General features: G+C 30.0%; 10 protein-coding genes and 1 other RNA gene. 7 read left to right on the forward strand and 4 right to left on the reverse strand.

Annotated elements, in window-relative coordinates; all coding sequences use genetic code 11:
- Position 1: 1 nt before the first annotated feature.
- From P6733_RS08610 to P6733_RS08635, 6 genes are all read left to right on the forward strand, one after another.
- Positions 2–1,327, forward strand: a complete 1,326-nt coding sequence (locus P6733_RS08610; RefSeq protein WP_306352350.1) for an aspartate kinase — start codon at positions 2–4, stop codon at positions 1,325–1,327.
- A 55-nt stretch (positions 1,328–1,382) separates the two neighbouring features.
- The gene (locus P6733_RS08615) at positions 1,383–5,822 is read left to right on the forward strand and encodes an amino acid adenylation domain-containing protein (RefSeq protein ID WP_306352352.1); all 4,440 of its coding nucleotides are present in this window, start codon (positions 1,383–1,385) and stop codon (positions 5,820–5,822) included.
- 32 nt (positions 5,823–5,854) lie between these two features.
- A complete protein-coding gene (locus tag P6733_RS08620) occupies positions 5,855–7,810 on the forward strand; it encodes an alpha/beta fold hydrolase (protein WP_306352354.1) in 1,956 nt (651 codons plus the stop codon).
- A gap of 72 nt (positions 7,811–7,882) precedes the next feature.
- The gene (locus P6733_RS08625; RefSeq protein ID WP_306352356.1) at positions 7,883–9,220 is read left to right on the forward strand and encodes a hypothetical protein; all 1,338 of its coding nucleotides are present in this window, start codon (positions 7,883–7,885) and stop codon (positions 9,218–9,220) included.
- 16 nt (positions 9,221–9,236) lie between these two features.
- On the forward strand, positions 9,237–9,902 hold the full coding sequence (locus tag P6733_RS08630; RefSeq protein ID WP_306352358.1) for a 4'-phosphopantetheinyl transferase family protein: 666 nt from the start codon (positions 9,237–9,239) through the stop codon (positions 9,900–9,902).
- Positions 9,877–10,716 carry a GIN domain-containing protein gene (locus P6733_RS08635; RefSeq protein ID WP_306352360.1) on the forward strand — a complete coding sequence of 280 codons (840 nt, stop codon included), beginning with the start codon at positions 9,877–9,879 and terminating at the stop codon, positions 10,714–10,716. The genes P6733_RS08630 and P6733_RS08635 overlap by 26 nt, the downstream gene beginning before the upstream one ends.
- A 93-nt stretch (positions 10,717–10,809) precedes the next feature.
- Here the strand turns inward: P6733_RS08635 and P6733_RS08640 are convergent, their stop codons facing one another.
- The 4 genes from P6733_RS08640 to ssrA form a co-directional block, all read right to left on the reverse strand.
- Positions 10,810–11,895, reverse strand: coding sequence for an alpha/beta fold hydrolase (locus P6733_RS08640; protein WP_306352362.1), 1,086 nt, complete (start codon positions 11,893–11,895; stop codon positions 10,810–10,812).
- 265 nt (positions 11,896–12,160) lie between these two features.
- Complete coding sequence (locus P6733_RS08645; RefSeq protein ID WP_306352363.1) at positions 12,161–13,939, reverse strand: erythromycin esterase family protein; 1,779 nt, start codon at positions 13,937–13,939, stop codon at positions 12,161–12,163.
- Between the two features lie 64 nt (positions 13,940–14,003).
- Positions 14,004–14,804 (reverse strand): helix-turn-helix transcriptional regulator, encoded by an 801-nt coding sequence (locus P6733_RS08650; protein WP_306352366.1) that lies wholly within the window; start codon positions 14,802–14,804, stop codon positions 14,004–14,006.
- Positions 14,805–15,253: 449 nt separating this feature from the next.
- Positions 15,254–15,650, reverse strand: a transfer-messenger RNA (tmRNA) gene (ssrA, locus tag P6733_RS08655).
- 218 nt (positions 15,651–15,868) lie between these two features.
- Between ssrA and P6733_RS08660 the strand changes: the two genes are divergently transcribed.
- Positions 15,869–17,071 carry an NAD(P)-dependent oxidoreductase gene (locus P6733_RS08660; protein WP_306352368.1) on the forward strand — a complete coding sequence of 401 codons (1,203 nt, stop codon included), beginning with the start codon at positions 15,869–15,871 and terminating at the stop codon, positions 17,069–17,071.
- The last annotated feature ends 50 nt before the right edge of the window (positions 17,072–17,121 follow it).

A 17,121-nucleotide genomic window follows, 5' to 3' on the forward strand; every position in this document is an offset into this window, starting at 1 on the left:
AATGAAAATTTTAAAATTCGGAGGAACTTCTGTAGGATCAATTGAAGGATTACAACAAATACGTAAAATTATTTCAAACACAAATGGGAATAAAATAGTAGTTTGTTCTGCAATGTCCGGAGTAACTGACACTTTATTGAATTTAACAAAGCATATAAAAACATATGATGAAGTGTTCATTCATAGTTATATCAACATATTGAAAGATCGACACTATTCTATGATAGAAGAACTTTTTTTTGATGAAGTTTTCAAAAAAAACATGAAAGATGTAGTAGATAAATCATTGAATTACATGCTGGTGCTTTCCAAAAAAGAATATTCAGAAGATACAGAATGTGAAATCATAACATATGGAGAGCGATTACTGACTGAAATATATTCAGCATATCTTAATTCAATAGGTGTTAAAAATGTACTACTCGATGCCAGAGATTTCATGATAGTTGACAAAATTGAAAGACCAAATGTTGGTGTAATTTCAAAAAAATTGAAACCTCTATTGGAAAAAAATAGAGATAAAGATTTATTTATAACACAAGGCTTTATTAGAGTGACAAGTAATGGTGATTTGAGGCATTTAGATAGAGGAGGAAGTGATTATAGTGCAACTTTAATAGGAGCTGCTCTAACAGCAGAAGAAGTACAAATATGGTCGGATGTAGATGGATTCCATAACTGTGATCCAAGAGTTGTAAAAGATACTTTTTTAATACCATATCTATCTTATGATGAAGCTGCGGAATTAGCTTGTTTTGGTGCAAAAATACTCCATCCTCAAACTGTTTTTCCAGCTAAAAAACTAAAAATACCTTTATTATTAAGAAATACATTTCATATTGAAGGAAAAGGAACTGTTATCTCAAATGAAACTTCATTTTTAGGTAGAAGAGCAATTTCTGTCAAAAACAATTTAATGAGTTTGAAAATGACTTATTTAAGCAAGTATGACAAAGAAGTTGTAGATAAAAAGATTGTCTCAGAATTTGAGAAAAATAATATAACAATCTACTTCAGAGCAGAAACAGAAGATTATATAGAAGTCAGTGTTCTACAACAAATTAAAGTATACAAAATATTGGATGCATTAGAAAGATTAGTAGAAATCGATTTTAAAAAAGACTTGAGTATTGTGTGTATTGTCGGATACCATTTAGATTATGATAGTGATGTAAAACTTAAGGAGGAAATCAAGCAATTATCTATAAATGAAATATTTTGTCATTCGGACATTTTAAGTACAAAAATAGGGGTAGATTCTGAGAATATAGATGAGATTCTAAAGAAAATAAATAGTCAATTGCTTATTAATAGAATAAGTGTTTAACATTAAAATTTAGTAAACAAGTAATTAAAGATTACAGAAACAAACAAATAAATTAATGAAACTAACACTTCCCCAACAAGATATATACTTCGAACAATTATTATATCCAGAAGAATCTATTTATAATATAGGAGCAAATATTACCATCAATGGGAATATATCATATGATATATTAAATGATGCATATATCGCCCTAATAAATCAACACGATGCTTATAGAAGTATTGTGATTGGGAATATTCAGGATGCAAGGATAGAAACTTTAGCGAAGCACAATACATCATTAGGATATAAAGACTTTTCAAAAGAAGAAGTACCTGAGCAAAAAGCTAATGAATTTATGAGAGATACATTCCAGTATGTATTTCGTTTTGAAGATAAAACATTGCTACATAAATTTATATTAATCAAAGTCAAAGATTCATTACATTATTTATTCTCTATGTATCACCATATCATTACGGATGGTTGGGGAACCTCTTTAATGTTTCAGCGATTGGTGAAGAACTATAACGAACTTTCAAATGAAGGTAAAATAAGTAGTGAATACCCATATTCTTATAAAGATTTCATAATTAATGATATAAAATATGCTGAATCGGAAGATTTCTTAAAAGATAAAATATATTGGAAAGAAAAGTTTGTAAACCTTCCTGAACGTTTTTTATATAAAATAAATTCATCACAAACAACCAATAAAAGTAGTAGAAAAGAACTCTTTATAAAACGAATTGTATACAATCAATTAGAGCAATTGGCCCGGGAAACTAAAAGTTCTACCTTTCATATTATTCTAGGAATACTATATCTCTATTTTGGCAGAAAACATCAAGTTAATGAATTTGCAATAGGACTCCCAGTATTGAACAGAAGTAATTCTATTTTTAAAAAAACAGTTGGTCTTTTTACAGGAGTTTCAGTATTACTTATTGATTTAGATTATGAAATATCATTTGTAGAACTCATACATCAAATAAAACAACAACTTAGAGAAGATTACCGTCATCAACGTTTTCCTCTAGGAAAATTAATTAATGAATTACAACTTTTTGAAGACAAAGACAGACTATTTAATATTACACTGTCTTATGAAAAGCAAAACTATGCAGATCACTTTAAAGATACAGTAACTTCAGTTGTTCCGTTAACACATGAGTCGGAACGTGTAGCGTTAGCAATTTATATCAGAGAGTTTGATAAAACTGAAGATGTAAAAATTGACTTTGATTATAATATCAATTATTTTGATGTAGAAAGTATTGAAAAAGTATTAATACATTTTGAATTTTTAATGCATCAAATAGCTATAAATCCAGAGGTTAAACTGTCAGAATACAATTACATTACACAAGAAGAAGAGCAAAAAATACAAATTGATTTTAATCAGACAGCGTCTAATTATCCAAGACAAACAATTTGTAGTCTATTTAAATCTCATGTTACTACAAAATCAAATGAATTAGCGGTAACAGATAAATATAATGGATATACTTACCAAACACTTGAGGTAAAATCAAATCAAGTAGCCAATTATATTATTCAGAACTATGCTGAGAATAATAACGGTACAGTAGCAGTATTAATGGATCGTTCGGCAGACTTAATTGTTGTATTACTTGGGATTTTAAAAAGTGGGTACTCTTATATTCCTTTAGATCCAAATTTCCCTCAAGAACGATTAGAATATATTGTAAAACACAGTGAAGTCTCAATGATTTTAGGTGAAGTTCGTTATGCAAACTTGGTTGGAAATACAAGTGTGTATATACCTATTGATGAGGTTTTAAAAGAGACTAATCAAGCTAGTAGAATAATAGATTTCTCTGATTTTACTAAAGATGCATACATTATTTACACTTCAGGATCTACAGGAAATCCAAAAGGAGTTAGAATAGGTCACCAATCCTTGACGAATTTTTTAATTAGCATTCAGCAAAATCAAAAGGTTTCATCAAACGATTTATTATTTTCAGTAACCACACAATCGTTTGATATATCCATATTAGAATTTTTTGTACCATTAATATCAGGTGGTACAGTCTACATGGCAAGTAAAGAAACCTTATCAGATCCATTTACGATTATAGAAGAAATAGAATCAGTACAACCCAGTATTCTTCAAGCAACGCCGAGTTTTTATCAAATGCTATTTGATGCTGGTTGGAAAGGAAATGAAAAATTGAAAATATTATGTGGGGGCGATTTATTAAGTAAATCACTAGCTGAAAAAATGTTGTCTGTAAGTAAGGAAGTTTGGAATATGTATGGGCCAACAGAAACAACAATTTGGTCTAGTACAAAACTAATAAAAGAAGCTGATGATGCTTCAAACATTGGAAAGCCTATCAACAATACTAAAATGTACATTTTAGATGGTAATAAGAAATTAGTACCTGAAGGAATTCCAGGAGAACTCTATATAAGCGGAGATGGATTATCTAAAGGATATGTAAAAGATGAAGTACAGACCGATGAGAAATTTTCAATACATCCTTTCATAAAAGGAGAAAAGATTTATAATACAGGAGATCTTGGGAAATGGAATAGTAAAGGTGAAATACAATTTCTAGGAAGAAATGATTTCCAAGTAAAAATAAGAGGATATCGTATCGAGTTAGAAGAAATAGAAACAGTTTTAAATCAATTTAAGCAAATTAAATCGAGTATAGTCGTTGCTAAAAAATCGGAAGCACAAGAAGCATTTTTAGTAGCCTATGTAATACCTGAAGATGAAGCAATAAATCCAAGTGAAATTATACTTGCATTACGTGGGAAATTACCAGAATATATGATTCCGCATACGATAGTTTCATTAGATACTTTTCCATTAACACCAAATAAAAAAATTGAACGAAAACTTTTATTAAATATGGAACTGAACCAAATTGATAGAATAAATGAATTTGTAATGCCCAATACAAATTTAGAAGTCAAAATTGGAGAATTCTTTCAAAGTGTATTAGTTTTAGATAAAAAAATAAGTAATACTGATAACTTTTTTGGATTAGGAGGGCATTCTTTAAATGCTGTACGACTAATAAGTTTAGTAGAACGAGAGTTTCACTGTCAACTATCATTACGAACTATTTTTGAAAACCCTACTGTAAAATCACTATCCAATTTTATTGAAAAAGGAGACGTAAAAAAAACAAAACCAGTATTACCTATTGCAGAACAAGTTGATTATCCAATTACGGCTTCCCAATATGCATTGTGGTTAGCTGCCTTAAACCCAGAAAAATCAATCGCATATAACATGTTTGCTTCTTTCAAGATTGATGGGGAAGTAAGAAAAGAGGTATTAGAAAAGGCATTAATAGCAATTATTAACAAATACGAAGTACTTAGAACAAATTTTATTGAAGTCGATGGATTACCTCGTCAAAAAGTAAGTTCAAAAAGTGTAAATACTTTTATAATTGACGAAATCAAATCTACGGTTGAAACCATAGAAGAAGACATTGTAAAATATGCATGTAGAGAATTTGATTTAGCAAATGAAATGCTTCTAAGGCTCGGTCTAATACAAGTAGAGAATAACACTTCTTATTTAGTATTCGCTACACATCATATTATAATGGATGGATGGTCATTAGAGATATTAATTAACGAATTGGCAAACTACTATCCAATGTTACTATCAGAAACAACAATAGTAGATAATTCTTTACCATTTCAATTTAAAGATTATGTGGATTGGCTTGCGATTAAAGAAAATGAAAATGAAGAAGAAAATCAGGCATTTTGGAATGAATATCTTAAATTATATAAATGGAAAAATCTTATTTCTTTTGATAATGATTTAGCAACGACAGAACAAAACGTAGCGATGTATTATTTCTCTTGGAATGAAAAAACATTAAATGATTTAGTAATGCTAGGTGTAAAATACAATTCTACATTACATACATTGCTTATAACAGCATTCAATATTCTAATTTATAAAATGTACCAACATGAAGATATTTGTGTGGCAACAGTAAATTCAGGGAGAAACTTTTCAGACTCACAATCTCAAATAGGAATGTTTGTTAAAACGCTTCCACTACGTTCTAAAATTCAAGGAGAAAAAACATTTTTAGAAATAATCAACAATGTACATCAGGATTTATTGATGCTTGACAAATATCAAAATATGCCAACAGATGTCCATAATAAATTGCGATTTGAAATATTAATTGTATTACAGAATACTAAATTTAACTATGACACTATTCAATTACACGAACAGTTACAGTTAAGTTCGCATCCTATAAAATCAACATATAATAGGCTTCCCTTGCTTATAGATTTTCATAAAAAACATACAGAATTATCCGGTACAGTAAATTATGATACAAGTAAATATCAAAAAGAAACACTCGATATAATTTTTATGAAATACAAAAAAATAATTGATCAAATAATTTTGAATCCTACAGTTCAAATAGATGCGATAGATATTGATTTACCATTTGAAAAACAAGAAGCCGTAGAAATAGACTTTAACTTCTAAACCATAAAAATAAACCACTTTAATAAAAAACCATGAATTTTTATACACAAAAAGTAGTAACACTGATAATGCTCACCGTATTTTTATTTTTTGAAAATGTTAATGCACAGCATGTTAAATTCGAAAAATCGGAATCTTTTTTTCCTAATGCGGAGATACTAAAAGAACAAAAAATTGACTGGGGATACCTAACAGTTCCAGAAAATTGGGACAAACCGGAAAAACGAAAAATTAAGATAGCTGTAGCTGTGCTGAAGAATTTTTCACAAAATAAAAACCCGAATGTTGTAGTTTTTATTCAAGGTGGACCTGGAGCAGCCAATGTAGCTAATATAACCACATGGTTAAATCATCCATTAAGAGAAAATAATGATATAGTGATTTTAGACATACGTGGAACTGGACTTTCTGAGCCTAGACTATGTCCTGAATTAGGTAATGAATTTTTGCAAATATTAGCAAAAAATCAATCTAAGGCTGAAGATGAAAAACAAAAAACAGCCGCAGCAATGCTATGTAAGCAGGAACTTTTAAATAAAGGAGTCGATATTGAAGCTTACAATAGTCTATCCGTAGCGAAGGATTTACACGCTTTAAAACAACAACTAAAATATTCAAAGTGGAATGTATATGGAGTTTCTTATGGAACTTATATGGCTCAAGTATATGCAAATGCCTTTCCTGAAGATATAAAATCATTAATATTAGATTCTGTAATAGATAACATTACTAATTATTACACGGAGAATACCTCAAATTACATGAAAAGCTTACTTAAAGTTTTTGAAGAATGTAAAAAGAATCCAAACTGTAATGCTCAATATCCAGATTTAGAAGCAAAATACTATGAGACTATTGCACAATTACAAAAGAACCCATTAACAGTTGAAGTTGATAAAAATCTTGTAGAAACGGGTAAGTTCACATTTAATGAAGAAGATTTTAAAGTTGCTGTACAACAAGCACTATATCATAAACAACTAGTGGAGGTAATTCCATTGTTAATATATCAAGCCAATCAAAGAAACAAAGGAGCTTTAGGAAACTTAGTTGCTGCTTTTTCTTCATTATTGAGTATGGATTATGGAGTATACTACTGTGTGAGTTGTAATGAAACATTACCAGTAAATGATATAAGTGCCTATGAGAAAGATGCGGCGAAATTTAAAAAATTGTCTGGTGGAGTATCTTTTTATAAATCAGACTTTAAAGTTTGTGAAAAATGGAATGAAGGAAAAAATTCTAAAGTTGTATTTAATGAATTGAACAATTTAAATAATGCTGCATTTCCTGTGTTAATCCTATCAGGAGGATATGACCCTATAACACCAGTTGATAATGGAGAGGCGTTAGCAAAAAAATTGCAAAATGGGATGGTTCTAATAGCACCAACCTATGGACATACACCGAGTTTTACTGCAATTGGAAACGAAATTGTTAGTGATTTTATAGATGAACCAAATAAGAAACCAGACTTAAATGCTTACGATAAAGCTAATAAAGTAAATTTTGCGAATCAAATTGAAATGAATGCAGGGATTTCAAAAATGGGGAATAGTTTAAGTCAATTAAACATATTCTTTATTAGTCCGTTGATCATTGCCATATTTGTAATGCTGGGCTTTATCGTGATATATTTGATTAACTTCTTCAATAAAAAATATACAAATACCTCCGATAAAATCATCCGAATACTTAGTGTACTAACATCGGTAGCTGGACTTTTTGTAATTGTTAGCTTTATTTTAGCAATATTAAATGTCTCTAAAACCAACCTTTATATTTTAGCATTTGGCTTGCCAGCAATTTATAATTATTTATATACCTCAATTTTAATATTTATTGGACTTTTAATACTTACACTAGCTTATTTCTTTATCAAAGTCAAGAAAATTGATGAAAGAAGTATTGTGTTTTCTGTAATCTTTTCTAATTTGTTATTATTGATATATATGATGTATTGGGGGATATTACCCTTTAATTTATAAAAAGTGACTTAATATATCATCGAAAATATAATTCCACCTTATAAGTAACTAAGTGTTAAATAAAAATAAACAATGAAAACAATTCTTTCACATGAATATAAAAATTTCATAAGTGCAGCTTTAATTGATATTCCATCTATTATTGATACTGATGTACCGATTGTGCCAAAATTATTTAGAAATTATAAATATCCAGTAAGTTCTTGGCCAGTTATAATAGATCAAAATACATCAAAAAGACTTAGCTATTTAAGCACTAGAATTCCACAATTGATCTCAAAAATACCCACTTTGTACTTTAATAATGATGAACAAAAAATAGCAGATTACTATTTAGATGGAGATCTTACATTAGCTCAATTTGCTTTATTATGTCATGAAAAAAAGATAGAGACCCCTTGCCGTCTAGATTTGACGTATACGGATTATGGATTTAAAATTTTAGAAGCAAATATAGGATCATCAATTGGAGGATGGCAAGCACAGAGTTTTGAAGAAATTATTAAAAATTATCATCCACTACTTGTAGACGAATTTGAATCAAAAAACATACAGATATTATACAATGAGTTTTTGATTTCTAAAGTTATAGAACATGTTCCTAATGTAAAAGATGAAGTTAATATTTTTATTTCTATGGAAGGAATAGAAGATAAGGATTCTATGCTTGAAATTAAACAATTCTTAAATGATTTGTTAATAAAGTCAATGGTTAAGACCTCGCTTAAAGGAGAAATATTTATTGGAGATTTAAACACATTAAAATTAACAGGAAATGAGCTTTGCCTGGATAATACACGAATACATTGTGTTTTAAATATGAGTGGGAGTGAAATAACCCCTTCTATATTTAGAGCCTTTATGATGGATTTAATATATTTTCCAGATCATCTTGGAGTTATTTTAGAAAGAGATAAAAGAAATTTGGGGTTGTTAAGAGAATTAGCAGAGCAAGATAAATTTTCTTTAGAAGATAAAGCATTAATATTAGAAACAATTCCTTGGACCTATGCTGTAGAAGAACGAGAAGTTCTTTTTAAAGAAGAAAAATATAATCTTATAGATTTGCTTAAGAATAATAAAGATCAATTTGTTATAAAAGTAGCTTTTGGATATCAAGGTATTGATGTATTTGTTGGGAAGTTTTTATCAAATGAGTCATGGGAAGAAGCAATTGCATTGGCAATTAATGAAAAAAAAATGATAGCGCAAGAGTTTAGTGATTCATTAGATATTATGGCACCAGATTCACAAAATAATTGGGCAGCACATAAATTGATATGGGGATCATTTGGTTTTGGAGAAATTTATGGAGGAGTTTGGGTTAGAATGTCAGCTGTACAAACTAATTCTGGGGTAATAAATTCTGCTACAGGAGCTGTAGAAGCAATTGTATATGAATCTTTATAATTCTGTATTTCATTAAATGACTCAACTTTTATACGCTTATGTCCAAGAGGAAAACCATAAGGAGATTTTACAATTTTTTTTGCCAGATTTTCCAAAAGATTTCCAAGAAAAAATTTTGAAATATAGAAGATGGGAAGATATTCAATTAACTCTTCTTGGAAGACTATTATTGAAACATGGTTTGAAAAATTTTGGAAAAGATTATAAAGAAGAAGACCTCCTATATTCAGACTATCATAAACCTCGATTAAAATGCGATAATCTAAAATTTAATATCTCTCATTCAGGGACGATTGCGGTATGCATTATTACAGATACAAACGAGGTAGGTATTGATATCGAAAAAATTCAAGATATTAATATTGAAGATTTTAATGCACAAATGTTGAAGAGTGAGTTACAAAGAATTCAAAATGCTCAAGACTGTAAAAAAGCATTCTTTGATTTTTGGACTCAGAAAGAAGCTGTTATTAAAGCTAATGGGAAAGGGCTTTCAATCCCGCTTAATATATTTGAAGTTATAAATAATCACACTAAAATTAATGATGAAGACTTTTTCTTAAAAGAAATTGAGATTGATCAAGAGTATAAATGTTATTTAGCATTTAAAGATGAAATGATTCAAGATGTAATAAAACCTAAAAGAATTCAATTTTTTGAAAAAGGTAAAATGCATCATTGATAAAAAGAATAATGTTAAATTCATAGATAGTTTTAATACAGTAAAAGAGAAAACAATGATTAAAAAGAAAATAACACAGATGCTAATAGTTGGTCTTACTACTTTATTTGCTACAAACGGAATTTTTGCACAGTCAAAGGTTATTGAAGTGGATAGTTTTAATGAAATTATTATAAGTCCACATATAGAAGTAATCTTTAAAAAAGGAGCTAAAGAATCAGTTGAAATCAATGAATTAAAATTACCGATGGAGAAATTTAATATCGAAGTAAAAAAAAATATACTTCATATATTTCTTGAAGGAGCAAAGATTAGTACTGAAACTAAAAAGGTTGTCAAAAATGGAGAAAAGATAAAGGTTCCAATTTATCAAGGAACGCAAGCTAAAATAACAGTAACTTATAAAGATGTTGAAACATATTCATTGAGAGGAGAAGAAAAAATTGTATTTGAAGATGCTTTAGAAAAGGACAAGCTTAAATTTAATATATATGGGGAATCTAAAATATATATTAAAGATGCTAATATTAATGATTTTAAAATAGCAATTTATGGAGAGAGTTATTTAGAAATTTTAAAAGGAATAATAAAAGAACAAAATATATCAGCCTATGGAGGAAGCTCAATAAATATGCTGGGAGTTTCAAATGAGACAACAAAGATTACGGCTTATGGAGATGGAGACTATAAATTTAACATCTCAAGTTTGTTAAAAGTTACAGCTTATGGAGATGTAAATGTAAGTTATAAAGGAAATCCAACACTGAAAAAAGGTTTGATAATTGGAGATGCAATTATCAAGATGATCAATTAGAGTAAATTTAATTTATACTTTAAAAGCCTGTAGAATTATATCTACAGGCTTTTTTAGTGGAGTGGCAGGACTATAATTGAGCCCTTGATTAGTTTAATTATGTTTTTTGAAAAAAGCTTTCATAGCGCCATAATATATTTCAGGAGCTTCAAATGGAGTGTTATGCGAAGCATTTTTTATGTACAATAGTTCTTTATCTTTTTTGGGTATATTTTTAAGTGCATTATATATCGTTCTGCCTTGCTCAACGCCAATGGCATAATCATATTCTCCTTGAAGAACGAATACGGGCTTTTTAATTACACCAATTTCCTTTAGTATATTCAGATTATTGTAAGATTCAGTATTCATAAAAACTTCGTTTACGTATTCAAGCTTTGCAAGTGCCTTCTCGAGAAGTTCAGGAGTATATTTTACCCTAGTATAAAAAGCTGGATCACTGAGTAGTTCTGCCTTTTTTTCTTTCAATTCCGGCTTAGCCCAATAAACATCAAAACCTAAATCTTTTGGGAAGTCATATCTTATAAGATTCATATCATTAAAAAAATCTTTAAACCCATTTTTTTCGATCTCATCTAATTTCGTTAGAATCTCTTCATATCTTTTTTTCTTGGTAGAATCGATAGTGTTTTTTAAAAGTTCAGTAGCTAATTTTCGCTCATGCATTATTAAAGCGAAGTTTCTTTGCGGACTATCTGCAAATCCAGAACTACAGATAAATGAATTAATTTTCTCTTGATGTTTTATCAAGTATAAAAAGCCATATGTTCCGCCCCAAGAGGTACCTAATAAATTGATCTTCTTATTTGGGTATTTCTCTTTTATGTAATCTACTACATTATCCAAATCTTTAACAAATTGGTCTGTTGTAAGCATTGATTTGTCTGTGCAATCATCAGATTTCCCACCACCTCTTTGGTCAAAGTAAACCATCAAATAATCTTTTTCAAAGATATCTCTATAAAATTCATGATCTACAGAAAAAGCGCCAGGTCCACCATGTAGTGCTATAATTATAGGTTTTTCTGAATTACCAATAACACGCGCATAAAGATTTGATTTCTCAATGGGTATGAAAAATTCGGTATCTACTTGGGTATCTATTGTTTGTTTTTGCGCCTTGCAAGAATTCATGCTTACAAAAGAAATTGCTATGAGACATAGTAGTAGTCTTTTCATTGTTGATTGGTTTTTGGATAGATTAGGGGATATTAATAGTTAACTTATTTTACGAGTAACAAACATAATGCTTTTTGGAGCCAAGTTTTAAAAGTTATCAGGAAATATATGACATAAAAACTCCATTATTTCTAACAGAGTTTTTAGTGAGATGGATGGGATTACAATCAAATACCTTATATATCTTTTAATTTTTTTGATAACTTAAAAAGACTATTATATAACGATATAAATTGAATTTTAGAGAAGTACCAAAAATCAAAAATTAATTTAGTAACGACTTTGAAGCAGATGTAGCTTTGCAGAAAAACATACCATCAAATTGCATACTTAAATTACTTCCTGTAAAATTATAATCTGGCCCTTCGGCATATATGTAGCCTTTGTCCAGTAATTGCATCGGCATGTTTAACCATTTTACCTGTTTCGTATCTAACATAGATATAAAGTATAGAGGAGATGTGGACTTTTGTAAAATAAATTCATATGTTCCTTTATATGCTGCAACAAATGGATAGGACTTCCATGTTTTTTGAGTGTAGTCCTCTGCAGCTGTGTAAAATCCTTGTGCACTAGTTATTGCAATAGGGCTGTATTTTTTTGCATAAAAATCTTTGAGATAAGCTCCCATTGTTTTTTGGTTTGACCTGTTATTAGCAATATGCGTATTATGAGCCCATAGCATTATTTTTTCTTCTGGATGATTTTGAAAGTAAAAAGAAAGATTAGTAGCCATATATTCATCTCTTGTTTTTGAACTTTCATTAAATAAAAATCTTGAAGACAACCACTGACTAGATACTCTTACATAACTATTTAATTTGAACTGATCTTCCGTTGTAATGGTTTTACTTTCAGTAATGATTTTGGTTAGATTTTCAAGGTTAATTAGTAACTCATCAACAAACTTGTTTGTATCATTTTTATTTTGTTGTTTGTTGGCTAGCTTGAGTGCATTTATATCAGACTCTGTTTTAGCATAAATTTTTAATATACTATCGTCTTTTAGTGTATAAGGTTTGATAGATTTTAATGAACTTGCTATCCAGCTGTCTTCCATATCAATTCCTATAAATTTCACCTTATTATTGTGAGATACATTATAATTCCTAATCCACTCAAAAACATCTAAAACCTCTTGGTTTTTCCAGCATTTATAAAATGGTAGTGAAAGTAGAGACTCTTTTAAGGACAGGTCTTTATTATTTATAATATCATTTAAAGCATCGCAAACAGGGATGTTTTCTTCAAGAGCAAAAGTGCTAAAGCCTTTATTTGTGACTAGATATTCTAACATTCGCAATTTAATTTTCGATGCTTCACTAGTTCCATGAGTCGGCTCACCAATGCCTATAATTTGTGAATCGCCAAATAAATTACCAATCCTCTCTAAATCGGTAAAATCGCTACCGCTCTCAATGGTCTTTAAAGGAAGAGAATTTTTATTAAGCCATGCTATATCTTTTTTATCAGGATTATATTTAAAAGCTTCAGGATCTTTAATTTTTTCGTCGTCTACACTGAGGGAAACAGTATCAATCCAAAAATCTGAATCTTTAGAAAGCTCTACACCATAATAAAAACCATACCATGGATTTGTATCAGAAGGTGTGTATTCCAAGACAACCTTATTCCATTTTGCTAGGCGAGATACGGTTACAAATTTTCGAATAATATTCTCGCCAGAGAAATCCTGTACAAATAATGCTACAGCACTATCTTTTTGGTGATCCATTTTTATATAAGCAGATACATATATTTTTTTTATTTTTTTACTCGATAAAAGTCCATAAGCATTTGCATAAATGGCACCGTTTTTTAGGCTGGCATCCTCATAAGTTCTTCCATCGATATGTACCGATTTATTTCCAGAATGATATTGGTCTTTATTTACTGTTAGTTTGTAATGAGCTGGGTCACCATAAAATTTCCAGTTTAAAGGAAGCTTTTGTGTATTTTCTATTTCAAAACTACCGTTTACAATTTCCTGAGCATAAGTGTTACAGAATAAGAACGTAAGTAGTATGATAAATAACTGTTTCATTTGTATTAGTTTTTTTTACAAATGTGCTGATTAATATTGCTACAAAATTGTAAAAATGTAAACTCTAAATAATAAGCCAAGGATTAGAAGTTTTAAAAACAGCTTCTTTAAAAAAGTCTTTCGGCTTGTTGTTAGTCATTCTATCCATTTCTTTTATAAAATGCGATTGGTCGTAAAAAAGACTGTCTAGTCCCCTTTGGGTTAAGTTAGAATCATCTTGGAGCAAGGAATTTCGAAACCTCTGAATCCTTTTGTATTCCACGGGGCTCTTTCCTAAATTATTTTTAAATAATTTATGTAGATATTGCCGCGAGATATTATTCTGGCTGGCAATATCTGTAATTTTAGTAGTGTCAATCTCATCGATGGCCTGATGCAATATCTCAAAATCCATTTCAAAAAATTTCTCAACCCAATAATTTTCCAATTTATGACTTGCCTCTGTAATGTCGCTAGTCTCTAATATTTGAGTCATTCTCACTTCATAATCATTGAATGGTAAAAAATTGATGAATTTTTTTTGATTGGAGAAATACAATGTTAGTTCTTTTATAAAATGATTTAAACCCAAAGGCTTAAAGTAGATTGTAATTTCATTGGTCATTCCAAAATAGTCAAACTTAATAGGTTTGGTATAATGATAAGTAATATTTGAAACCAGACCTTCATCAATACTATAATGTGATTGAAGCGACTCATTATCAGATGTAAATTTGTTATTAAGGGCGATCGTTACAATTTGATAATTGTTTGGAAAAGTATAATATGAGAAAAGGGATTCCTGATTTTCTTCCCTTAAAAAATAATAACCCTCAATATACTTTGCCAGAAGTTTGTTTTCAGGACGAAAAAATTTTATAAACATATTAAATCAAAAATTATTAAATACTGAACCTTAAAGACACAACTTGAAACCTATATTTTTTAAATGCTATATTCTGAGTAATGCAAAATAACTTAAAAATTAAATGGAATAAATATAGAGTAATTTATAGGGGAGGACTCGAAATTAACACATAGATTTTATTTTTGATGATAAAAGGTGTTATTGTGTTGATTATCAGTGTGTAATAATGCTATACGTGTATTTAAGAAGGGGAAGAATAGGGCAGAATTAATTTTTGTTACAAAGTAAAATAAATGGATGTGATTTATAATGAAAGTGCGAAGAAACTATTAGGGAGTAATCGGTCTTATGACATCTATCGAATACTTAATAGGAATGAATTTATTCACTTACAATTGATTGGTAATAAATGAGAAAGAGCACTTGATGTATAAAAAAAGCGGGATGATTAAAAAAATCATCCCGCTTAGTGGAGTCGCCGGGAATCGAACCCGGGTCCAAACGAGCAATCAAAGAGCTTTCTACACGCTTATTTCCTGATTGAATTTTCGATATTGAGCAAGGCCAGAAACAGCCACTCTATACTTATCTCCTGAGTTGTCAAGACCTTCGCGAAGCAAGAAGATCTCTAGATTTATTTTTACGGTTCCCCTTTAAAGAACGCCACAAATCAAGGCTTTCAAGGAGAATCTTGCTTTCCTACCTGGTAGGAACAAGGCTAATCTTACTATAATTCAGATTATGCAGCTAGAGCGTAATTATTTTCGCCGTGTAAAAGTTTAAAACATGATATTTACGAGCTGTGTCTCAGCGCTCGACGTGCTTACCGTTTAATTCCACTCGCTGTCAAAACCAGTCGACCCCAAGTTGTTCTTCAATGATATAAGGAATACACCTGTTAAAAAACGAAATGCAAAGGTACTTTAAATTTTTTTCATATAAAATAGTTGCACTACATTTCATTAAATGTTACATTTGAAACAAATACTAAATTAAAAGTTATTTATTTCGAAAATTCTATTTTCAATAAAAAAAAGCACTGTTTATTAATCATATTGCACCCAACATCACAAAACTATACAATGAAATTCGGAATTATTAAAGAAAGAAAATCCCCTCCAGACAGGAGAGCAGTTTTTGCCCCAGAGAAACTAAAACAATTAGAAGAACAGTTCCCAGAAGCAAGCGTTAAAGTAGAAAAGTCAGATATTAGAATTTTTACTGATGAACAATACGCCGAATTAGGATTAGAAGTCACAGAAGATATGTCAGATTGTGATGTTCTAATTGGAGTTAAAGAAGTCCCTCTTGATTTTTTAATTCCTAATAAGAAGTATTTTTTCTTTTCGCACACCATAAAAAAACAATCTTTCAATAGAAAGCTATTACAAGCAGTTCTAGCAAAGAATATAGAGCTTTATGACCATGAAACGATAGTAGATGAACATCACCACCGTTTAATTGGGTTTGGACGTTATGCAGGACTTGTAGGGGCTTATAATGGGATTAGAGCCTTTGGTTTAAAATTTGAATTATTCAAATTACCCAAAGCAGAAACCTTATCCGGAAAAGAAGCGTTAGTAAATCAACTAAAAAAACTGACGTTACCAAATATCAAAATTGTAGTTACTGGACACGGTAAAGTAGGAATGGGCGTGAAAGAAATGCTGGATGCAATGAAAATTAAACAAGTGAACCCAGATAATTTTTTAACCAAAAATTATGCATCTCCCGTATATACACAAATAGACGTATTAGACTATAATAAACGCAAAGATGGGAAAGTCTTGAACAATGAAGACTTCTATACCCACCCAGAAGAATATATTTCAGATTTTAAGAAATATTCTGAAGTATCCGACATCTACATGGCAGGACACTTCTATGGAACGGGGTCCCCAGAAATTTTGACAAATGAGATGATGAAGGGCAAGAACTTTAATCTAAAAGTAATTGCCGATATTTCATGTGATGTGAATGGGCCTATTGCTTCAACGGTGCGATCTTCAACCATTGCTGAGCCATTATACGGCTATCATCCACAAGAAGAAAAAGAAATAGATATGTTTCATCCAGCTGCAGTAGTAGTAATGGCTGTGGACAATCTTCCATGTGAATTACCAAAAGATTCTACAGAAGGATTTGGTGAAATGTTTATGGAACATGTAGTACCAGCCTTTTTCAATGGAGATAAAGACGAAATATTACACCGTGCAAAAATTACAGAAAACGGAAAATTGACAGAGCGGTTCAAGTACCTGCAAGACTACGTCGATGGAAAGTAAATAATAAAAAAGCCTCAATGTTTATTGAGGCTTTTTTATTTCTAGACATC

This window comes from Flavobacterium aerium, from assembly GCF_030766725.1.
Taxonomy (GTDB): Bacteria; Bacteroidota; Bacteroidia; order Flavobacteriales; family Flavobacteriaceae; genus Flavobacterium; species Flavobacterium aerium.

Excerpts from the sequence above, each read along its gene's own strand:
- P6733_RS08610 (WP_306352350.1), top strand. The coding sequence starts at position 2 with ATGAAAATTTTAAAATTCGGAGGAACTTCTGTAGGATCAATTGAAGGA.
- P6733_RS08615 (WP_306352352.1), top strand. The coding sequence starts at position 1,383 with ATGAAACTAACACTTCCCCAACAAGATATATACTTCGAACAATTATTA.
- P6733_RS08620 (WP_306352354.1), top strand. The coding sequence starts at position 5,855 with ATGAATTTTTATACACAAAAAGTAGTAACACTGATAATGCTCACCGTA.
- P6733_RS08625 (WP_306352356.1), top strand. The coding sequence starts at position 7,883 with ATGAAAACAATTCTTTCACATGAATATAAAAATTTCATAAGTGCAGCT.
- P6733_RS08630 (WP_306352358.1), top strand. The coding sequence starts at position 9,237 with ATGACTCAACTTTTATACGCTTATGTCCAAGAGGAAAACCATAAGGAG.
- P6733_RS08640 (WP_306352362.1), bottom strand. The coding sequence starts at position 11,895 with ATGAAAAGACTACTACTATGTCTCATAGCAATTTCTTTTGTAAGCATG.
- P6733_RS08645 (WP_306352363.1), bottom strand. The coding sequence starts at position 13,939 with ATGAAACAGTTATTTATCATACTACTTACGTTCTTATTCTGTAACACT.
- P6733_RS08650 (WP_306352366.1), bottom strand. The coding sequence starts at position 14,804 with ATGTTTATAAAATTTTTTCGTCCTGAAAACAAACTTCTGGCAAAGTAT.
- P6733_RS08660 (WP_306352368.1), top strand. The coding sequence starts at position 15,869 with ATGAAATTCGGAATTATTAAAGAAAGAAAATCCCCTCCAGACAGGAGA.